Source organism: Actinomadura rubrobrunea NBRC 15275 (genome assembly GCF_001552235.1).
Classification (GTDB): domain Bacteria; phylum Actinomycetota; class Actinomycetes; order Streptosporangiales; family Streptosporangiaceae; genus Spirillospora; species Spirillospora viridilutea.
Genome location: NZ_BCQU01000025.1, coordinates 29,987 through 50,373, shown reverse-complemented (window position 1 = coordinate 50,373; position 20,387 = coordinate 29,987). Strand labels below are relative to the sequence as shown.

The window sequence follows — 20,387 nt, the reverse complement described above, 5'->3', positions numbered from 1 at the left end:
AGACTGCTGAACAAAGGTGTTCTTGACAAAGGGTTCCTGGGTCCTCGTTGGGGCGGAGTACACGCAGCATGAGCGCAAGCCCTCGTCCGTCCGTCCGGCAGCAGCGACTCGCCGCCGAGCTGCGCAGGCTGCGCGCGCAGAGCGGGTTCACCGGCGACGAGGTCGCCGAACGGCTGTCCTGGTCGACCGCCAAGGTCAGCAGGCTGGAGAACGCCCGCACCGGCGCACGGCTGAGCGACGTGGAGATGCTGCTCGAGCTGTACGGGGTCAACGGGCGCCGTCGCGCCGAGTTGATCGCGCTGGCCCGGGACGCGGCGCAGCGCGGCTGGTGGGAGGACTACCCCTGGCTCGACCCGGGGTACGCGCAGCTGATCTCCCTGGAGACCGAGGCCGACGCCGAGCTGCAGTGGGAGAACGTGGTGGTCCCCGGCCTGCTGCAGACCGAGTCCTACGCCCGGCACGTCGTGGGCGGCTGGAACTACCTGGACCGCCGCATCTCCCCGCAGGAGATCGAGCGCCGGATCGAGCTGCGCATCCGGCGCCAGGAGGTGCTGCACCGCCCGAACCCGATGCGGCTGGACCTGGTGCTGGACGAGGCGGTGCTGCACCGCCGGGTCGGGGACGCCGCGGTGATGGCCGAGCAGATGGAACATCTGCGCCGCTCGGCCGAGTTGCCGCACATTTCTTTGCGCATTCTGCCGCTGGACGGATTCCATGCCGTCATGGAGCCGTCCTTCACCCTGCTGGAGTTCTCCGATATCTACGATGTGCAGTTCCCGGACATCGTCTACTCGGAGACTCTCACGATGGACTACCTGACCGACGAGGCGGTCTCGTTCCGGGCCCGGCTGGCGCACCGCCAATTGCGGGAGGACGCGCTCGACCCGGTGGAATCCCGCATCCACCTCGCGGCCGCCAGAGACATGTGGAGCAGCCGCGCCTGACCTGACGTTCCCACAGGTCAGCATGTGTTCCGCATATATGGTCAAAGCCACGTTACGTTACTCGCGGGAATCATGAATCCCCCTGGGCATTTCTGCTAGGGTCGCCGTGTCTGGCGTCCGGCAGCACACCTCCGGACATCGAGCCGCGCAGTTCCCGGTCCGTTCACCGCGACGGACGCTGCGACGCTCGAAGCGCATTCGCGAACCGCGCATCTCGAAACGGACATCAATTCCGAAAGGCGCAAAGTGGCGTCAGTTATCAGTAACGAGAGCCGCTGGCGGAAGAGCTCGCGCTGCGGCGGGAGCACGACCTGCGTCGAGGTGGCCGCGCTGCCCGGCGGCGGGATCGGCGCCCGCGACTCCGCCAACGGCGAGGGCGGCCCGGAGCTGACCTTCTCCGCGGCCGCATGGGGCTCCTTCGTCACGGAGGTCAAGCGGGGCCGCTTCGACCTCGTCCGGGGCGACGGGCCCCATTGATCGCACGGCCGGTGCCGTCGGCGCGTACGGCGGCACCGGCAGGACACAGCTTTCTGTCCCGCCCGCCCCTACGGCGTGTCGTATATCAAAGGGTATATAAGGCAATGTCGGCATTGTGGCCGTCAGCCCTATATGAGGATGTTCGCCGGGAGGCGTGATGGGGCAGCAGCAGGGGGCGACGGCGCACTGGAGGAGCAGCCGTCGGTGCGGCGCCAGTGGGACGTGCGTCGAGGTCGCTCGCCTCGACGGCGGCGCGATAGGCGTCCGCGACGGCGTGCTCGGAGCGTCCGGGCCCGTGCTGAGATTCACCCCCGACGAGTGGCGCGCCTTCGCCACCGCGATCAAGTCGGCGGCCGCGACCTGACGCGTCCGCACCGCGTCCCGCCCGGGGCCCGTCCGCGTCCCGGATCCCGCCGGGGTCCGCTGCACGCGTCTCTGCGCGTCAGGCGATGCGAGACGGCACATCTCGGCTCCACCGCGGGAACCGTCACGTTCAGCGGGACCCGGTCGCGCAGCCGGCCGTCCCTCGAACGCCGGCTCCCGTGGAGGGCCACCCGGCGGGGCGCCGCCGCGGGGCCGGGTGCGCCTCGTGGCCGGCCGCGGCCGCCGGCACCGCGTCGCCGTCCGGCCGCACGCCGCCGCCTCTTCGCGTGACGGGACGTCCCTGACGACGCCCGTGCGACGCGGCGCGGCGGCGGCCGGTCTCGCGGCGCCGGCGGTGTCACCGCACGCGCTCCCCAGCGGTGCGGCGAGCGGGTTCACTCCACGGTGACGGACTTGGCCAGGTTGCGCGGCTGGTCGACGTCGTGGCCCTTGGCGGTGGCCAGCTCGCACGCGAACACCTGCAGCGGCACGGTGGTCACCAGCGGCTGCAGCAGCGTCGGCACGGCCGGAACGCGGATCACCGTGTCGGCGTACGGCTCCACCGACGCGTCGCCCTCCTCGGCGATCACGATGGTGCGGGCGCCGCGCGCGCGGATCTCCTGGATGTTGGAGACGATCTTGTCGTGCAGCACGGCGCGGGCGCGCGGCGGCACCACCACCACGACCGGCAGGTCCTTCTCGATCAGCGCGATCGGGCCGTGCTTGAGCTCGCCGGCGGCGAACCCCTCGGCGTGCATGTACGCCAGCTCCTTGAGCTTGAGCGCGCCCTCCAGCGCCACCGGGAAGCCGACGTGCCGGCCCAGGAACAGCACGCAGTGGCCGCCGGCCAGGGAGCGGGCCAGCTCGCGCACCGGCTCCATGGTCTCCAGGACCTTCTCCACCTTCTCCGGCATCCGCTCCAGCAGCTGGACCATCGCGAACACCTCGTCGCCCCACTTGGTGCCGCGCACCTGCGCCAGGTACAGCGCGATCAGGTACACGGCGACCAGCTGGGTGAGGAACGTCTTGGTGGCCGCGACGCCGACCTCGGGTCCGGCGTGGGTGTAGAGCACGCCGTCGCACTCGCGCGGGATCGTCGAGCCGTTGACGTTGCACACCGCCAGCACCCGGGCGTGCTGCTCGCGGGCGTGCCGCACCGCCATGAGCGTGTCCATGGTCTCGCCGGACTGGGAGATCGCGATGACCAGGGTGGTCCGGGTCAGGATCGGGTCGCGGTAGCGGAACTCGCTGGCCAGCTCCACCTCGCAGGGCAGCCCGGCCCAGTGCTCGATGGCGTACTTGGCGATCAGCCCGGCGTGGTAGGCGGTGCCGCAGGCCACGATGATGATCTTGTCGATCTCGCGGAGCTGCTCGTCGGTCAGCCGCATCTCGTCCAGCACCAGGCTGCCGTCGGCGCCGATCCGGCCGAGCAGGGTGTCGGCGACCGCGCGCGGCTGCTCGGCGATCTCCTTGAGCATGAAGTAGTCGTAGCCGCCCTTCTCGGCGGCCGACACGTCCCAGTCGACGTGGTACCGGCGGGTCTCGGCCGGGCGGCCGTCGAAGTCGGTGACGGTCACGCCGTCGCGGCGCAGCTCCACCACCTGGTCCTGGCCCAGCTCGATCGCGTCGCGGGTGTGGGCGATGAACGCGGCCACGTCGCTGGCCAGGAAGTTCTGCCCGTCGCCCACGCCGACGACCAGCGGCGAGTTGCGGCGGGCCCCCACCACCACGTCGGGATCGTCGGCGTGCACCGCCACCAGCGTGAACGCGCCCTCCAGGCGGCGGCAGACCCGGCGCATCGCCTCGGCCAGGTCGCCGCCGGCCCGCGGCAGCTCGTCCTCCAGCAGGTGCGCGACGACCTCGGTGTCGGTGTCGGAGTCCAGGGCGTGCCCGCCCTCGTCCAGCTCGGCGCGCAGCCGCGCGAAGTTCTCGATGATCCCGTTGTGGACGACCGCGACCGCTCCGGCGCAGTCGGTGTGCGGGTGGGCGTTGCGGTCGTTGGGCGGTCCGTGGGTGGCCCACCGGGTGTGTCCGATGCCGACGGTCCCGTCGGGCAGCGGGTCCTGCTCCAGGGCGCCGCGCAGGTTCACCAGCTTGCCCGCGCGCTTGGCCGTCGCCAGCTTCCCGTCGGCGAGCACGGCCACCCCGGCGGAGTCGTAGCCGCGGTACTCCAGACGCGCGAGCCCTTCCACCACGATGTCCAACGCCGGCCGGTTGCCGACGTACCCAACGATTCCGCACATGCCGGCCACTCTATTGCCTGCCGGTTGATGGCCCCCACCAGCAAATGCCAAAGTGAGCGGCTACAGCGTGGACGGCGGGTGAACCGCCGGCGGCCTTCCGGTATGTCGTCCTCCACGAGGCGCCGCGCCGCCGAGCGGGGTTAAGGTTTCGGCCCATGACGAGCGGATGGGACGCGGTGCCGAGCCCCTACGTGGAGCTGTCCCGGGAGCAGTGGCGGGCGCTGCGCGAGAACACCCCGCTGACGCTGACCCCCGACGAGCTGGACGCGCTGCGCGGCGTCCGGGACCCGATCGACATCACCGAGGTCGAGGAGGTCTACCTGCCGCTGTCGCGGCTGCTGAACCTGTTCTTCGTGGCCGACGGACGGCTGCGCGACACCGTCGGCGGCTTCCTGGGCGAGCCGGTGCGGCCCACCCCGTTCGTCATCGGCGTGGCGGGCAGCGTGGCGGTGGGCAAGTCGACCACGTCGCGGCTGCTGCGGACGCTGCTGGCGCGCTGGCCGGAGCATCCCACCGTGGAGCTGGTCACCACCGACAGCTTCCTGTACCCCAACGCCGTGCTGCGCGAACGCTGCCTGCTGGACCGCAAGGGGTTCCCCGAGTCCTACGACCGGCGGGCGCTGGTGCGGTTCGTGTCGTCCATGAAGGCCGGCGCGGACGAACTGGACATCCCGGTGTACTCGCACCTGGAGTACGACATCGTCCCGGGCGCCCGGCAGACCGTGCGCCGCGCCGACATCCTCATCGTCGAAGGGCTCAACGTGCTGCAGCCCTCTCCCGCCGGGACGCTCGCCGTCGCCGACTTCTTCGACTTCTCCATCTACGTGGACGCCCGCGTCGAGGACATCCGGCACTGGTTCGTGGAGCGCCTGTTCGCGCTGCGCCGCACCGCCTTCGGCGACCCCCGCTCGTACTTCCACCGGTACGCCCACATCGACGAGGACGAGACCGCGGCGTTCGCGCTGCGGGTCTGGCGCGACGTCAACGAGATCAACCTGGTGTCCAACATCCTGCCGACCCGGGCCCGCGCCACCCTCGTGCTGCACAAGGCCCGCGACCACAGGGTGCAGCGCGTCCGCCTGCGCCGCATCTGACGCCCGCCGCCCGGCCCCGCCGCCCGGCCCGCGGCCACGGACGGCGCGACGCGGCCGGGCGCGGGACGGCGGTCACTCCGCGCTGGTGACGGGCAGCCTGCGCAGCCGCATCACCGCCAGCAGAGCGCCCACGACGGTGACGGCGGCGAGCAGCGCCACCGCGACCGGCAGCCTGACCGTGGACGTCACCACCGACGCGTCGGTGAAGGCGTCGGCGACCGACAGCGCCCACTGCTGGACGGACGCCGACCGCGCCCCCGGCGCCACGGAGCCGAGCAGCGACTCCCACACCAGCGCGTACAGCAGCCCGATCGTGACGGCGTTGCGGCTCAGCACGGCCAGGGCCACGAACACCGAGGTGTAGGCGATCCCGGCCGCCAGCACCCCGATCGTGAACGCCGCGGTGACCCCGGCCGTGTTCCCGGTCAGCACCAGTCCCGCCGCCAGCGTCGGCACCACCCCGAACGCCACGACCAGCGCGATCGCCACCGCCAGCTTGCTGAACACGATCACGTGCCGGGGCGTCGGCTTGGTCAGCACGTACATGATCTGCCCGTCGTCGATCTCGGGGCCGATCACCCCCGTGCCCGCGATCAGCGCCAGCAGCGGCAGCAGCGTGGCCAGGGCGAACTGCTGCAGCACGCCCGCCGACACCTCCAGGTCGGCGACGTCCGCGGCGCGCAGCCCGACCGACAGCGTCAGCAGCAGCAACGGCAGGACCAGGAGCAGCAGGGCGCGGCGCCGCCCCAGCATGGCGCGGAACGTGATTGCCGCGATCGTCGCGTTCATTGGGCCACCAGGTAGGAGAAGACGCTTTCCAGGGACTCGTCGGACGGGGAGACCTCCAGCAGGCGCACGCCCGCGTCCCGCGCGACGCGCGGCAGCAGCCAGGTGAAGCGCTGGAAGTCGACGGCCTCGACCTCCAGGCCCTGGTCGGTCAGGTGGACGCCGCGGGACGACCCGTCGGAGATGATCGCGGCGGCGAGCCGGCGGTCGTCGCTCGAGCGGACCAGGAACCGGTGCGGCCGGTCGGTCATCAGCCGCCGGATCGCCCGGAAGTCGCCGGAGGCGGCGTGCCGGCCCGCCACGACCACCTCGATGTGCCCGGCGAGCCGCTCCACCTCCTCCAGGATGTGCGAGCTGAACAGGATGGTGCGACCCTCGGCGGCCATGGCGCGGATCAGGTCCATCAGCTGCAGCCGCTGCCGCGGGTCCATGCCGTTGAAGGGCTCGTCCAGCAGCAGCACGGGCGGGTCGTGCACCAGCGCGGAGGCCATCTTGATGCGCTGCTTCATGCCCTTGGAGTAGGTGCCGATGGCGCGTTCCTGCGCGTGCTCCATCTCCACCAGGGCGATGGCGCGGCGCGCGGCGGCCGCCGGGTCGGGCAGCTTGTGCAGCTTGGCCATGGCGTGGACGAACTGCCAGCCAGTGAGGAAGTCGTAGGCGGTCTCCCGTTCGGGCACCAGGCCGAGGGACCGGTAGACGTCGGGGTTGCCCCAGACCGGCGCGCCGTCCAGTTCCACCGTGCCGGACGAGGGCGCCAGGAAGCCGCCCATCATGTGGATCAGGGTGGACTTGCCCGCCCCGTTCGGCCCGAGCAGTCCGGTCACGCCGGGGCCGATCGTCATCGAGATGCCGTTGACGGCGACCACGTTGCCGTACCAGCGCGACACGTTCTCCAACCGAAGCACGCTCATGCCTGCCCCCCGCTCGCCTCTGGGGCGCCGACGAGGCGCCGCCTTGCCTCCTCGCTCCTCGTGCGCCCGCCGGCGTCGCGGGCGGGGCCGCCGCGCCCGTCCGGTCCGCTCATGACAGCCCCGCCTTCCGGAACCGCCGGTACAGGACGGGGATCGAGCCGGCCACCAGCACGCCGCACAGCAGCAGCGCGACCAGGCCGCCGAGCACGCCGGGCGCCACCGCCACCGCCGAGGGCTCCGCGCCCAGCAGCCGCACCTGCACGATGTCGACGAGGTTGAACGGCGTGAACAACCCCATCCAGCCGGCCAGCGTGAAGTTGGTGTGCGCCTCGGCCAGTCCCTGCACGATCAGGACGAACCCGGCGCTGAGCGAGTACACCGCGATGACGGCCGCCACCCCGAAGCCGCGGCGCGGGGTGAACGCCGCGACGACCATCCCGATCGCCGCCAGCACCAGCGCGAACAGCACGCAGCCGAGCAGCGCGGTCAGGTAGTCGGCCAGGTGCCGCGAGGCGTTCGGCATCTTGTTGACCAGGCTGCCGATGTACATCACCGTGATCGGCACCGCCATCAGGGCGAACAGCGCGGTGGCCAGGGCCGCCAGCTTGGCCAGCACGAAGTCCAGGTGCCCGACGGGCCGCGAGAAGTACAGCGGCACCACGCGGTGGCGCAGCTCCCGGGACGCCAGCACCGGCGCCTGCGTCGCCAGGAAGATCGCGATGATCACCTGGAGGCTGACCGCGTACTGGGAGTAGCGGATCGGCGGCCGGTCCAGGCCGGCGAGCCCGACCGCGGCCACGACGCCCACCGCGGGCAGCAGCATGATCGCGGCGAGCAGGAACGGCATGACCTTCGCCCGGGCGGGGCGGCCCAGGCCGAAGGCGGCGCGCAGGTTGTGCACGTACAGCGAGCGCAGCACGTACCCCCGGCCCAGGCGCCGGCCCTCGTAGTGCCGGTACCCGATGTCGTGGATGATGCTGGTGGTCATCGGACGCCTCCCTGCGGGTACGCCCCGGGCGGTGCGGGCGGGGCGCCGGGCGCGGCGGCCTGGTGCGAGGCGGGCGCGAAGACCTCCTCGATGCGGTGGCGGCGCTGCTCCAGCCGGACCAGCCGCAGCCCCAGGTCGGCGACGCCGTCGCGGATCAGGTCGTAGGTGGACTCGTCGGCGATGTCGACGACCAGCTGCCGGCCCTCGGCGCGCACGGCCAGACCCGCCTCGGCCAGCAGCGCGGCCAGCCGGTCGCGGCCCTCGTCCACCTCGACGGTGAGCGAGCCGCTGGCCGCGGTGTACGCCTCGACCGCCTGGGAGCGCAGCAGCCGCCCCCCGTCGATGATCACGACGTGGTCGCAGATCCGCTCCAGCTCGCCCAGCAGGTGCGAGGTGACGAGCACGCTGATGCCGAACTCGGTGCCGATGCGGCGGATGAGTCCGAGCATCTCGTCGCGGCCCGCGGGGTCCAGCCCGTTGGTGGGCTCGTCCAGGAACACCAGCTGCGGGTCGTGGACGAGGGCCTGCGCCAGTTTGACGCGCTGCCGCATGCCGGTGGAGTAGCCGCCGATGGGGCGGTAGCGCTCCTCGTAGAGGCCGACGTGCCGCAGCGTGTCGGCGGCGCGTTCGCGCGCGGCCGTGGGCGGCAGCCCGCACATGCGGGCCATGTGCACGACGAACTCGGTGGCCGACACGTCGGGCGGCAGGCATTCGTACTCGGGCATGAACCCGACCCGTTCGCGGATGCGCGCGCCGTCGCGGGCGATGTCCAGGCCCAGCACGCTGGCTCGGCCGGAGGTGGGGCGCTGCAGGCCCAGCAGGATGCGGATGAGCGTCGACTTGCCGGCGCCGTTGGCCCCGACCAGCCCGATGATGCCGGGCTCCACGGCAACGGTCAGGTCGTCCAGGGCGGTCACCCTCGGGAACCGCATGGTCAGTCCCTGGGTGGCGATGATCGGCATGCGCACGAACCTAGCGGTTCGTGCGGGTGCGGCACGTCCCCCTTAGGTGTTACGTCCGTGCCCGCGCTCCACCTTGCGGCGTACGAACGCACGGTGGCATCGCCGGGTCCGCCGCCTCAGCGGCCTCCGGCCGGCGCGGCGCGTCCCCGCGTCCGCGCACGCCTCGGTGACGATCATCTTGACGTGCGGCACGCGCACAGCGTTCCCTGCCCCTCCCCCGGGGGACGGCGGACGCCGTACCCTGCGACCCGCCAAGTACCGACAAAGGCGGATAAGGCTCGACTAAAAGGACGGTGTGCCGGGATGACCTCGTGGCGACGGCGTCGAGGGCCGCGGCGGTCGGCGGCGGCGCTCGCGGGCGCCCTGCTGGCCGCGTCCACCGCCGCATGCGGCGTGGACGTGGGCCTGACGGACTCCTCCCCCTCTCCGGGCGGCGGTCCGGGGGCCGGCGCGGCGAGCGCCTCCAGCCCGGCCGCGCGCACGGTCGCGCAGGCCCGCGACGACCTGGGGACGCTGCGCGTGGCGGCCGAGAACCGCGGGGACGGCTACGCGCGCGAACGCTTCGGCATCCGCTGGAAGGACATCGACCGCAACGGCTGCGACCAGCGCAACGACGTGCTCGCCCGCGACCTGCAGCAGGTGCGCAGGCGCGACGGCTGCGTGGTGCTCTCCGGACTGCTGCGCGACCCCTACACGGGCAAGGAGATCACGTTCAGCAAGTCCGACGCCGCGAAAGTGCAAATCGACCACGTGTACCCGCTGGCGTTGGCGTGGCGCATGGGCGCCGACCGGTGGACCGAGCAACAGCGGGAACGGTTCGCCAACGACCCCGACAACCTGCTCGCGGTGTGGGGCGTTCCGAACCAGCAGAAGGGCGACTCCGGGCCCGGCGAGTGGAAGCCGCAGAAGGCGTTCCAGTGCGCCTACGGGGTCAGGTACGTCACGGTCGCCCGCAAGTACTCCCTGCCGGTGACCCGCGCCGACCTCGACGCGCTGCGGGGCTTCCTCGACCGCTGTTGACGGGGAGCCCGACGCCGCGCGGGCATAGGGTGACCGCATGAGCAGCGAGCCCAACGAGCCCAACGAACACGCGGCCCCGACGGACGGGCGGGCGCCTCACGACGACGGACGCGCGCGGGACGCCAGGCCGCGCGTCCGCACCGAACGCGGCATCGGGGCCCGCGCCACCGGCGCCGAGGTCACCGGCGCCTCGGCGACCGGAGTGGCGGTGCGCGCCGGCGGCGCCCTCGGGTCGATGGCGCTGGGCGCGATGGCGCTCGGCGCCCTCGCCGTCGGCGCCGTCGCCATCGGCAGGCTGGTCGTCAAGCGAGCCGTGGTGGAGCACCTGCGGGCGGGCACCGTGGAGATCGGGCACCTGAAGGTCGGCCGCCTGGAGATCACGGAGGACTGACCCGCGATGCGCGACGGCGCGTCCCCGGCCTCGTGCGCAGGTCCGGGGACGCGCCGTCGAACGTCGACGATCGGCGGCGGGGGCGGCCGCGATCGGCGGCTCGGCCGGGCCGGTCGGCCCGATCGGTCCGGTCAGCCCAGCGCGGTGCGGACGACCTCCGCGAGCCGCTCGGCGACCGCCTGCGCCTGCTCCTGCGACGCCGCCTCGACCATCACCCGCACCATGGGCTCGGTGCCGCTGGGGCGGATCAGCACCCGCCCGGTGTCGCCGAGCTCGGACTCGGCCGCGGCGATCGCCTCGGCCAGCTCGGGGCTGTCGCCGACCCGCGTCTTGTCCACGCCGCGGACGTTGACGAGCACCTGCGGCAGCCGCGTCATCACCTTGGCCAGCTCGTCCAGCGCGACGCCGCGCCGCACCATCGCCGCCAGCAGGTGCAGCCCGGTCAGCACGCCGTCGCCGGTGGTGGCGTGGTGCCGCATGATCACGTGGCCGGACTGCTCGCCGCCGAGCGTGTAGCCGCCCTCCTTCATGGCCTCGAGCACGTACCGGTCGCCGACCGCGGTCTCCACCACGGTGATCCCGGCCTCCCGCATGGCCAGCTTGAAGCCCAGGTTCGACATGACCGTGGCCACCACCGTGTCCGCCGCGAGCAGCCCCGCCTCGCGCAGCTCCAGCGCCAGGATCGCCATGATCTGGTCGCCGTCGACCGGCTCGCCGGAGGCGGTGACGGCCATGCAGCGGTCGGCGTCGCCGTCGTTGGCGATCCCGACGTCCGCGCCGTGCTCCAGCACCGCGGCCCGCAGCGCGTTCAGATGGGTCGATCCGCAGCCGTCGTTGATGTTCAGCCCGTCCGGCGCCGCCCCGATGGTGATCACCTCGGCGCCCGCGCGGCGCAGCGCCTCCGGCGCCACCTTCCAGGACGCGCCGTGCGCGCAGTCCACCACCACGCGCAGCCCGGCCAGCGACACCGGCAGGGTGGAGACCAGGTGGGCGACGTAGTGCTCGACGGCGCCCTGGGCCTCGCGGACGCGGCCGACGCCCGCGCCGGTCGGCGGCTCCCACGCCCGGCCGAGGCTCTCCTCGATGCGGTCCTCGATCTCGTCGGGAAGCTTGTGGCCGCTGCGGTCGAAGAACTTGATCCCGTTGTCGGGAGCGGGGTTGTGCGAGGCCGACAGCATCACGCCCAGGTCGGCGGTGAGCGCGGTGGTGAGGTGGGCCACGGCGGGCGTCGGCAGCACTCCCAGCCGCAGCACGTCCACGCCGGCGCTGGCCAGCCCGGCCACCACCGCGGCCTCCAGGAACTCGCCCGACGCCCGTGGATCGCGGCCGACCACGGCCACCGGCCGGTGCCCGGTGAAGGCGCCGGCCTCGCCGAGGACCCGCGCCGCGGCGACGGACAGGTCCATGGCCAGCGGGGCGGTCAGATCGCGGTTGGCGAGCCCGCGTACGCCATCGGTCCCGAAGAGACGACCCACAGTTTCCCACTCCCGATCAAAAAGAGGACCGCGCGGCAGGCGGACGGGGCCGCACGCCCCCGCCGCTCCGCGCGGTCAAATGTAGTGCGCCGGCCCGGCCGCGGCGGCCGCCGCGCCGCGTTCATGATCTTCGCGTCGCGGGCCCCCGGGCCGGACGGGCGCCCCACAACGCGGACGAGCCGCCGCCCCCGCGCGGCCGGGCGATCCGGTGACCCCGGATCGCGCACCGGACCTCGTGCGGGGTGCGACGGCTCGCACCGTTGACGATCAGCGCTTGCTGTACTGCGGCGCCTTGCGGGCCTTCTTCAGACCGGCCTTCTTGCGCTCGGTGGACCGCGCGTCGCGGGTCAGGAAGCCGGCCTTCTTCAGCGCCGGACGGTGGTCGGGGTTGGCGACCTGCAGCGCCCGGGAGATGCCGAGGCGCAGCGCGCCCGCCTGCCCGCTGACGCCGCCGCCGTTGACCCGCGCCAGCACGTCGAACTGGCCGTCCAGGCCCAGCAGCACGAACGGCTCGTTCACGAGCTGCTGGTGCACCTTGTTGGGGAAGTACTGGTCGAGGGTGCGCCCGTTGATCTTCCAGTTGCCGCTGCCCGGGACGATCCGCACCCGCGCGATGGCCTTCTTGCGACGGCCGGTGCCGGCGGCCGGGCCGGCCGCCACCGGCTGGCCGAGGTAGCCGGCCTCGGCGGCCTGCGGGGTCTCGGTGCTGTACTCCGACGGGACGTCCTCGTCGTAGGAGTCGTACGCGACGCCCTCGGCGGGCGTCTCCAAGCCGGTGGACTCGTCCACGGATTCTCCAAGGGTCTTCTGGCCAGGGCGGCGGGCCCGGTCGGTCTTCGGGTGCCCCGGCGGCCACGGAATCGGTTTCGGCGACCGACCGGCGGATCGGCGCGCTCGGCCCGGATCCACCGTGAATGAGCGTTACCGTCCGGCGGGCGCTGGACGGTTACGGGGTCACTGCTCGATCTGCGTGATCTCGAACGGGATCGGCTTCTGCGCCTGGTGCGGGTGCTCGGGGCCGCGGTACACCTTGACCTTGCGGAACATCTTCCGGCCGAGCGAGTTCTTCGGCAGCATGCCCTTGATCGCCTTCTCGACCGCGCGCTCAGGGTGCTTGTCCAGAAGGTCGCTGTAGGCGATCGAGCGCAGGCCGCCCGGGTAGCCGGAGTGCCGGTAGGCGCGCTTCTGCTGGCGCTTGTTGCCCGTCAGCGCGACCTTCTCGGCGTTCACGACGATGACGAAGTCACCGGTGTCCAAGTGCGGCGCGTAGATCGGCTTGTGCTTACCCCGAAGCAGCTGCGCGACCTGACTGGCGAGCCGACCCAGCACGACATCGGTCGCATCGATGACGTACCACTGACGCTGCACGTCAGTGGGCTTAGGGGTGTACGTGCGCACGGTCGTAGACCTTCGTTTCCTCGTCGACTTCTCAGCGGTTGCGTTGGCCCGCCATCAGACAGGCACAGCAAAGACACAACGAACCCGCAGAATATCGAGCCTCGCGGGCACGGGTCAAAAGCGGGAACGTCGTGCAGCCCCGCCACCCTCCAGTATGCCTTACGCGCGAGGGTGCCTCGACCAGTCGGACGCCGTGGACGCCGTCGCGCCCCGCTCAGGGCCCCGGTCCGACCTTATGACAGGTGAGTTCGGGCAGGTCCGCGCACATCCTGGCGGGGTCCGTGTCGATCGTTTCACCCCCGGTGACCAGGTAAAATTTGCCAGACTTGAGGAGTCTTATCCCAATTTTTGGGGCTATGGTGCCGTGCCATCTGGTAGGCACCGCCGGCGCCGCCGGCCCGACCCAAGGGAGCCCCCGCTGAACACTCCCCGAGCGACACGACAGCCAGACGACCCCCGTCATCCCTCCGGACGGCCGCACCGGCCGCCCTCCGCCTCCTCCGCCCCGCAGGCGCGCCGGAAAGGCCGCGCGGGCAAGAAGATCGCCGTCCTCGCCGCGGCGGTCACCGCGTCGGCCATGGCCTTCGGCACGGGCGTCGCGCTCCAGCACGCCATGCAGCCCGACCTGGACGCGGAGAACGCCAGCGCGTCGACCGCGTTCGGGCCGAAGCCGCGCGCCTCGCACAGCTGGCACCGGGGCGGCGCCCCCGCCCAGGGCGAGAGCCCCTCGTCCGACTGGTGGAAGCAGCGGTGGCAGGAGAAGTGGGACCAGAGCCCGCCTCCCCTGGAGCGCAAGCACATCAAGTGGCCGAAGGACCCCTCGTCGCAGCCGAGCTCGTCGCCCTCCGAGAGCGACGACGACGGCGCGCCGTCGTCCGGGTCCGGTTCCGGCTCGGGCTCCTCCGGGTCGGGCTCGTCCGACTCGGACTCGTCCGGCTCGCTGACCAGCGATGAGAGCGCCGTGGTCACGCTCACCAACCAGGAGCGGGCCAAGGCGGGCTGCAGCGCCCTGAAGGTGGACGACCGACTGGTCGCCGCCGCCCGCAAGCACTCGGCGGACATGGCGGCGAACAACTACTTCTCGCACGACTCCCGGGACGGCACCGACCCCTTCGAGCGCATGAGGGCGGCCGGATACCCGAACCCCGCGGCCGAGAACATCGCCATGGGATACTCCTCGCCCGAGGCGGTCATGAAGGGCTGGATGAACAGCCCGGGGCACCGGCGCAACATCCTCGACTGCAGCCTGCGCACCATCGGCGTCGGCGTGGCCAAGAGCCCGCGCGGACCGTACTGGACGCAGGACTTCGGCCGGTGACGGCGGCCCGTCCCTCCCGACGGGTCCTTCCGCAAACCGGCGACGTCCGGTTCGCCCCCATGTCAAGGTAGGTGGTCCGAAAGTCCCGAGCGCTTTCCCGCGGCTCCGGAGGCACGACGAAGGGAACGGTAAGGTCCAAGCCATGGGTTATCCGGGCGATCAAGGCAAATCCGGCGGCCGAGCGTCCGCGCAGCCGCCGTTCACGCCGTACGGTCCCGCACCGGAGCGGCCCGAGGCGGTCTCGGACGGCACGCCCTCCTGGGACGGCGACCCCTGGAAGGACGAGCCGTGGAGAGACGACCCCTGGCAGGCCTCGGCGCCGCAGCAGGGCGGTCCGTCCGGAACCCAGACCATGCCGTCCTTCGAGCAGGCCCCGCAGGGCCCGGGACCGCACGGCGCCCCGGGAGAGACCCAGGCCTACCACCCGGGCTTCGACCAAGGGTTCGGGGAGCCGCCGGGAGCGGGACCGAACGGCGAGTCCGCCGCGTTCGGGCCCGGTCCCGGCGGCCCGGGCGACGCCGGCGCCCCGGACGGCCCGGACACGCCGCGGCAGCGCCGCCCCCACCCCGTGCTGATCACCGTCGGCGCGGCGGTCGCCGGGCTGCTGCTGGTCGGCGGCGGCTTCCTGGTGTCCTCCATGCTGGAGGACGACTCCGGGGCCAAGCCCGCCGCCGCCCCGACGACGCCGACGCAGGCCGCCTCGACGCCCCCCGCGTCCCCGACCGTCCCCCCGCTGGAGCCGGTGAAGCTCAAGAGCCGCACCACCGACCCCGCCCCGCTCACGCTCAACGAGATCTTCGGCAAGCGCACCTTCACCGCGGGCGGCGAGAAGTACGGCCGGGTCGCCTGGCACGCCAAGCGCGACTGCGCCGACGCGGTGACCGGCACCGCCCTGGTCAGCGCCCTGCGCAAGGGCGGCTGCTCGCAGGCGCTGCGCGCCACCTACGTGCGGGGCGACGGCGCGCTCATCGGCTCGGTCGGGGTGTTCAACCTGCGCACCGACGCGGCCGCCAAGGTCGCCGCCAAGGCCGCGAGCGCCAAGAGCTCCGCGCTGCGGCCCCTGCCCGGCCCGGGCATCACCAAGAAGATCGGCAAGGGCGAGGCCCTCGGCACCGCCGAGGCCCGCGGCCACTACCTGGTGATGACCTGGGTCCAGCGCCCCGACGGAAAGAAGATCCCGGAGGCGTCCCACCCGGCCGTCACCGTCTTCGGCCGCCAGGTCATCAAGAACAGCAACCTCAGCTTCGCCCTGGCCTACCGGGCGACCGAGGGGAAGCCCTTCCGGAACTGAATACCCTCACTTCTTATGTCTGGACCTCACGAGACCAGGGATTCGGCTGCCGAGACGGGTGCGCCCCCCGCCCCCGCCTCCGCGGCGCCGCCCAGTTTCGGCAACGCCGACCCTGGCGACGACGAGCCCGCCACCGACTCCCCCGTCACCGACTCCCCCGTCACCGACTCCTCCGTCGCCGACGCCCCCGCCGGCAGCGCCCCCGCCGAGGACGAGTCCGAGACACCGTCCGCGCAGGCCTCCCCAGAGCGCTCCGAGAAGACCTCCGAGGAGGGTCCCGCCGGCAAGCCCGGCACCATCGGGCTGCCTCCGTTCCTGATCCAGCGTCCCTGGTGGGCCGCCGACGAGGACGAGTCGGACCAGCAGGCCCGATCCGGGGCCGAGGACGAGCCGAAGGCGGACGCGACCGAGCCGTCCGAGCCCGGCTCCGACCCGGCGGGGACCGCTCCAAACCCGGCGCCGGGCACGCTGGTGGCGGGCGTCGGCGTTCCGAGCGTCGACACCCGCGGCGCCGTTCCCGCCGAACCGATCGCCTCGCCGTCCACGCCGCCCGCCGCGGACACCGCGTCCGACGGCATTCCGCGCATTCGTCTCGACGACATGCCCGCGGACGGTAAGCCCGAGGGCGACGCGGCCGCAGCGGACCGGGCTGCGGACGACGGCACTGCGGACGACGGCACTGCTGACGCCGGCGCCACGGGCGGAAGGGCCACGGGCGAGAAGCCCGCGGACACCGGGAAGACGGACGACGCCCCCAGCGCGGCCGAGCCGGACCGGCCCTCCGATGCCGCGCCGACCGGCGCCCCCGGTCGGCCCGAAGAATCCGACCGCACCGCCGCGAACGACGCGACAGTCCAGACGCCGCCGCCCGCCCTCGCATCGGCCTCCGGCGACGGACCAGCCGGCGACGACACCGCACCGCTTCCTCGAACGGAGGCGCCGATCCCGGACACGCCCGCCCCCGGCCACGAGATGTCCTCGGACGCCCCCACGGTCGTCACGCCGGCGCTCCCCGCCCAGGGCGGACCGTCCTTCGACGGGTCGACGCAGACGCTCCCCGTCGCCCACGTCCCCGCGGGCGCGTCCCCGTCCGGCGACGGTAAGGGCGGCCGCCGCAAGGCCCTGCTGGCCGTCGGCGGCGTCGCCGGTGCGGCGATCGTCGCCGCGGGCGTGTTCGCGTTGGCCGGCGGCACATCCGATGACGGCCGCAAGGCCGCGTCGACCGCCCGCACCCCGGCGGCCGCGCAACCGCCGTCGACGCCGCCGCCCTCGCGGCCCGCCACCCCGACGACGCCGGCGCTGCCGCCGCAGGCGAGCATCAACAACGTCAAGACCGACCCCAAGCCGCTGGCGCTCATCGAGGTCTTCCCGTCCAAGACCATCACTCTGGGCGGCCGCGTCTATGTGCAGGACAAGGCCTCGGTCAACCACCAGTGCACCCTGACCGCGCGCGGCGCCATGGCCAAGGCCCTGCAGCGCGGCGGATGCACCAGCGTCGTCCGCGTCACGTTCCTGGACCGGAAGCGGTCCATTGCCGTCACGTCCGGCGTCGCGGTGCTGCCCAACCGGAACATCGCTCTCAAGGTGAGCCGCGCCGGGGACCCGAGCCGGTACGAATGGTTCCGCGGCATGGCGGGCTCGCGGTCCCGGGACATCGACCGGGCGGGCGGTTACGCGGCCTCCACCGTGCGCGGCCGATACATCATCTACGCCTACGCCCAGTACGCCAACGGCAAACGGCCCCAGCCGGGCGACATGCTGCAGCAGGTGGCGCACCAGTTCATCGACTACGCCGTGCGCCCCATCGACGCGCGCGCCAAACGACGCCCGTAGCGCACCGCCCGCCGAGCGGGCGGTCCCGGCCGCGGACGCGGCCTAGGAGACGCGCGCGGAGGACGACTCGCTCGCGTCGGCGCCTTCGCCCGCCGCCTCCGCCGGAGCGCTGCCGCCGCCGGTGGCGTTGAGGGTGCGGACGCGCCGCGTCTCCTGGGCCCGCCGGGCGAAGTCGCCGGCGTCGGGGTAGCGGATCTCCTCCAGCGACAACCCGTGCGCGGGCGCGACGTTCACCGAGGAGTCGCGCACCCCGGCCGCCAGCACCTGGGCCGGCCACTCGATGTCGCGGCGCCCGTCCCCCACCATCAGCAGCGCCCCCACCAGGGCGCGCACCATGGAGTGGCAGAACGCGTCGGCCTCGACGGTGGCCACGGCCAGGCGGGGCTCCTCGCGCGTCCACTCGTACCTGAGGAGCTTGCGGATGGTGGTCGCGCCCTCGCGCCGACGGCAGTACGCGGCGAAGTCGTGCTCGCCCAGCAGCAGCGCGCACGCGGCGTTCATACGGTCCAAATTGAGCGGGCGCGGATGCCAGAGCACATCCCGGCGGCGCAGCGGCTCGACGCCCACCGGGTCGTCGCACACCCGGTACTCGTACCGGCGCGACAGCGCCGAGAAGCGCGCGTCGAAGGTGTCGGGCGCCGGAGCGATGCGCCACACCCGCACATCCGGCGGCAGCACGCCCGCCAACCTGCGCGGCAGGGTCCCGTTGACGGCCGTGTAGGCGGCGTGCGGAACGACCACGTGGGCGACCTGGCCGCGCGCGTGCACGCCGGCGTCCGTGCGCCCGGCGACGGTCAGCACCGGAGCCGGGTCCAGGCGCAGCACGCGCGCCAACGCGTCCTCGATGACGCCCTGGACGGTGCGCTGCCCGGGCTGACGCGCCCAGCCCGCGAAATCGCTCCCGTCGTAGCTGATGTCGAGACGGAGCCGTACCAATGCGGTCATGTCAGGCTGAGTGTCCTTGTCCAACGCTGCCGATCGCTTCTCCCGGTCGAATACACCTCGCCTGACCTGACCATAGATCCAGTCTGGCAAAGATCGGGCCCGCCGTCCCGTAGCGGGGCGGCGGGCCCGCACAATGTCGCCGAGAACCGGCCGACCACGTCCCCGAACGCGGGAACGCCCTGGTCAGCGACGGCTCACTTGGCGTCGCCCTCGGACTCCTTGGCCTCGTCCTTGGCCTCGACCTCCGACGCGGCCTCCTCCTTCGCCTCGTCCGCGGACTCGGCGGCCTCGCCCTTGGTCAGGTCGGCCTTCTCCTCGGTCTTCTCCTCGGCCTTCTTCTCGGCCGGCTTCGCCGCCGGGGCGGTGCCGGTGGACGCGGCCATCGGCTCCTGCACCAGCTCGATCACGGCCATGGGCGCGTTGTCGCCGCGCCGCGGACCGATCTTGGTGATCCGGGTGTAGCCGCCGGGGCGGTTCTGGTAGCGCGGCGCGATCTCGGTGAACAGCTCGTGCACCACGCTCTTGTCCCGGATGACCCGCAGCACCTGGCGGCGGTTGTGCAGATCGCCCTTCTTGGCCTTGGTGATCAGCCTCTCCGCCAGCGGGCGCACCCGCCGGGCCTTGGCCTCGGTGGTGGTGATGCGCCCGTGCTCGAACAGCGCCGTGGCCAGGTTGGCCAGGATGAGCCGCTGGTGCGCGGGGCTGCCGCCGAGGCGGGGACCCTTGGTGGGCTTGGGCATCGTCGTGTCCTTCCTGCGCCGGCCGTATCAGGTACCGGCGTCAGTCGCCCGCCGTCGTGGAGCACGCGGCGGGATCGTCGTATCGGTTACCGGTATGCCGGGACGCGGGTCCGGCCACCGCGGTGGACGGGCCCGCGTCCCGCCCCGTCGGAACGGGGATCGGTCACGGATCGGTGACGCGGATCAGTACTGCTCGGTCTCGGCGTAGCTGGAGTCGTCGTCGCCGCCGTGGTAGGTGTCCGCGGCCGTGCTCGGGTCGAACCCGGGCGGGGAGTCCTTCAGCGACAGGCCCATGTCGGCCAGCTTCTGCTTGACCTCCTCGATGGACTTGGCGCCGAAGTTGCGGATGTCGAGCAGGTCCTGCTCGCTGCGGGCGACCAGCTCGCCGACCGAGTGGATGCCCTCGCGCTTGAGGCAGTTGTAGGAGCGCACCGTCAGGTTGAGCTCCTCGATCGGCAGCGCGAGGTCGGCGGCCAGGGCCGCGTCGGTCGGGGACGGGCCCATGTCGATGCCCTCGGCCTCGACGTTGAGCTCGCGGGCCAGCCCGAACAGCTCGACCAGGGTCTTGCCGGCCGACGCCACCGCGTCGCGCGGCAGCATGGCGGGCTTGGTCTCCACGTCCAGGATGAGCCGGTCGAAGTCGGTGCGCTGCTCGACGCGGGTCGCCTCGACCTTGTAGGTGACCTTCAGGACGGGCGAGTAGATCGAGTCGATCGGGATCCGGCCGATCTCCTGGCCCGGCTGCTTGTTCTGGGCCGCCGAGACGTAGCCGCGGCCGCGCTCGACCGTCAGCTCCATCTCCAGCTTCGCCTTGCTGTTCAGCGTGGCGATGTGCAGGTCGGGGTTGTGCACCTCGACCCCCGCCGGCGGCGCGATGTCGGCCGCGGTCACCTCGCCCGGGCCCTGCTTGCGCAGGTACATCACCACCGGCTCGTCGTGCTCGGAGGAGACGACCAGCTCCTTGAGGTTCAGGATGATGTCGGTGACGTCCTCCTTGACCCCCGGGACGGTGGAGAACTCGTGCAGCACCCCCTCGATGCGGATGCTGGTGACGGCGGCGCCGGGGATCGAGGACAGCAGGGTGCGGCGCAGCGAGTTGCCGATCGTGTAGCCGAAGCCCGGCTCCAGCGGCTCGATGGTGAACCGCGACCGGTACTCGTCGACCTGCTCCTCGGTGAGGGTGGGACGCTGAGCGATGAGCATGTCAG

General features: G+C 72.6%; 20 protein-coding genes. 9 read left to right on the top strand and 11 right to left on the bottom strand.

Features of this window, described 5'->3' with window-relative positions; genetic code table 11:
- Positions 1–68: 68 nt before the first annotated feature.
- From AR3_RS10525 to AR3_RS10515, 3 genes are all read left to right on the top strand, one after another.
- Positions 69–944, top strand: coding sequence for a helix-turn-helix domain-containing protein (locus tag AR3_RS10525; protein ID WP_067912267.1), 876 nt, complete (start codon positions 69–71; stop codon positions 942–944).
- A 246-nt stretch (positions 945–1,190) separates the two neighbouring features.
- Positions 1,191–1,421, top strand: a complete 231-nt coding sequence (locus AR3_RS10520) for a DUF397 domain-containing protein (RefSeq protein WP_067912263.1) — start codon at positions 1,191–1,193, stop codon at positions 1,419–1,421.
- Between the two features lie 157 nt (positions 1,422–1,578).
- Positions 1,579–1,785, top strand: coding sequence for a DUF397 domain-containing protein (locus AR3_RS10515; protein WP_067912349.1), 207 nt, complete (start codon positions 1,579–1,581; stop codon positions 1,783–1,785).
- A gap of 394 nt (positions 1,786–2,179) precedes the next feature.
- Here AR3_RS10515 and glmS read toward each other — a convergent pair whose 3' ends face one another.
- Positions 2,180–4,027, bottom strand: a complete 1,848-nt coding sequence (glmS, locus tag AR3_RS10510; RefSeq protein ID WP_067912260.1) for a glutamine--fructose-6-phosphate transaminase (isomerizing) — start codon at positions 4,025–4,027, stop codon at positions 2,180–2,182.
- A 155-nt stretch (positions 4,028–4,182) separates the two neighbouring features.
- Between glmS and coaA the strand changes: the two genes are divergently transcribed.
- Positions 4,183–5,121: a type I pantothenate kinase gene (gene coaA / locus AR3_RS10505; protein WP_169803811.1), complete on the top strand. Its 939-nt coding sequence runs from the start codon at positions 4,183–4,185 to the stop codon at positions 5,119–5,121.
- Between the two features lie 72 nt (positions 5,122–5,193).
- On the opposite strand, the gene AR3_RS10500 is transcribed toward coaA, so the two are convergent.
- From AR3_RS10500 to AR3_RS10485, 4 genes are all read right to left on the bottom strand, one after another.
- On the bottom strand, positions 5,194–5,910 hold the full coding sequence (locus AR3_RS10500) for an ABC transporter permease (RefSeq protein WP_067912257.1): 717 nt from the start codon (positions 5,908–5,910) through the stop codon (positions 5,194–5,196).
- Entirely contained in the window at positions 5,907–6,818 is a 912-nt protein-coding gene (locus AR3_RS10495; protein WP_067912255.1) for an ABC transporter ATP-binding protein, read from the bottom strand. Before AR3_RS10495 ends, AR3_RS10500 begins: the two co-directional genes overlap by 4 nt.
- Before the next feature lie 109 nt (positions 6,819–6,927).
- Positions 6,928–7,806 (bottom strand): ABC transporter permease, encoded by an 879-nt coding sequence (locus AR3_RS10490; RefSeq protein ID WP_067912252.1) that lies wholly within the window; start codon positions 7,804–7,806, stop codon positions 6,928–6,930.
- A complete protein-coding gene (locus AR3_RS10485) occupies positions 7,803–8,768 on the bottom strand; it encodes an ABC transporter ATP-binding protein (RefSeq protein WP_067912250.1) in 966 nt (321 codons plus the stop codon). The genes AR3_RS10490 and AR3_RS10485 overlap by 4 nt, the downstream gene beginning before the upstream one ends.
- Positions 8,769–9,071: 303 nt before the next feature.
- Here AR3_RS10485 and AR3_RS10480 point away from each other — a divergent pair, with 303 nt between their 5' ends.
- Together AR3_RS10480 and AR3_RS10475 are read left to right on the top strand one after the other, a co-directional pair.
- Complete coding sequence (locus tag AR3_RS10480) at positions 9,072–9,788, top strand: HNH endonuclease family protein (protein ID WP_083951251.1); 717 nt, start codon at positions 9,072–9,074, stop codon at positions 9,786–9,788.
- Positions 9,789–9,825: 37 nt separating this feature from the next.
- Positions 9,826–10,179: a hypothetical protein gene (locus AR3_RS10475; RefSeq protein WP_227023214.1), complete on the top strand. Its 354-nt coding sequence runs from the start codon at positions 9,826–9,828 to the stop codon at positions 10,177–10,179.
- 131 nt (positions 10,180–10,310) lie between these two features.
- Here the strand turns inward: AR3_RS10475 and glmM are convergent, their stop codons facing one another.
- The 3 genes from glmM to rplM all read right to left on the bottom strand — a co-directional run bounded on the left by glmM (position 10,311) and on the right by rplM (position 13,052).
- On the bottom strand, positions 10,311–11,654 hold the full coding sequence (glmM, locus tag AR3_RS10470) for a phosphoglucosamine mutase (protein ID WP_067912248.1): 1,344 nt from the start codon (positions 11,652–11,654) through the stop codon (positions 10,311–10,313).
- Between the two features lie 267 nt (positions 11,655–11,921).
- Positions 11,922–12,443, bottom strand: a complete 522-nt coding sequence (gene rpsI, locus AR3_RS10465) for a 30S ribosomal protein S9 (protein ID WP_067912245.1) — start codon at positions 12,441–12,443, stop codon at positions 11,922–11,924.
- Positions 12,444–12,608: 165 nt separating this feature from the next.
- Positions 12,609–13,052, bottom strand: coding sequence for a 50S ribosomal protein L13 (gene rplM, locus AR3_RS10460; protein ID WP_067912244.1), 444 nt, complete (start codon positions 13,050–13,052; stop codon positions 12,609–12,611).
- A gap of 577 nt (positions 13,053–13,629) precedes the next feature.
- Here rplM and AR3_RS30425 point away from each other — a divergent pair.
- The 3 genes from AR3_RS30425 (at position 13,630) to AR3_RS10440 (ending at position 17,494) form a co-directional block, all read left to right on the top strand.
- The gene (locus AR3_RS30425; protein ID WP_217998509.1) at positions 13,630–14,370 is read left to right on the top strand and encodes a CAP domain-containing protein; all 741 of its coding nucleotides are present in this window, start codon (positions 13,630–13,632) and stop codon (positions 14,368–14,370) included.
- A 142-nt stretch (positions 14,371–14,512) separates the two neighbouring features.
- Positions 14,513–15,661, top strand: coding sequence for a hypothetical protein (locus tag AR3_RS10445; RefSeq protein ID WP_067912235.1), 1,149 nt, complete (start codon positions 14,513–14,515; stop codon positions 15,659–15,661).
- 15 nt (positions 15,662–15,676) lie between these two features.
- Entirely contained in the window at positions 15,677–17,494 is a 1,818-nt protein-coding gene (locus AR3_RS10440; RefSeq protein ID WP_067912233.1) for a hypothetical protein, read from the top strand.
- A gap of 42 nt (positions 17,495–17,536) precedes the next feature.
- Here AR3_RS10440 and truA read toward each other — a convergent pair whose 3' ends face one another.
- The 3 genes from truA to AR3_RS10425 all read right to left on the bottom strand — a co-directional run bounded on the left by truA (position 17,537) and on the right by AR3_RS10425 (position 20,382).
- Positions 17,537–18,439, bottom strand: coding sequence for a tRNA pseudouridine(38-40) synthase TruA (gene truA, locus AR3_RS10435; protein ID WP_174545440.1), 903 nt, complete (start codon positions 18,437–18,439; stop codon positions 17,537–17,539).
- A gap of 194 nt (positions 18,440–18,633) precedes the next feature.
- The gene (gene rplQ / locus AR3_RS10430) at positions 18,634–19,179 is read right to left on the bottom strand and encodes a 50S ribosomal protein L17 (RefSeq protein ID WP_067912227.1); all 546 of its coding nucleotides are present in this window, start codon (positions 19,177–19,179) and stop codon (positions 18,634–18,636) included.
- Between the two features lie 183 nt (positions 19,180–19,362).
- The gene (locus AR3_RS10425) at positions 19,363–20,382 is read right to left on the bottom strand and encodes a DNA-directed RNA polymerase subunit alpha (protein ID WP_067912224.1); all 1,020 of its coding nucleotides are present in this window, start codon (positions 20,380–20,382) and stop codon (positions 19,363–19,365) included.
- Positions 20,383–20,387: the final 5 nt, after the last annotated feature.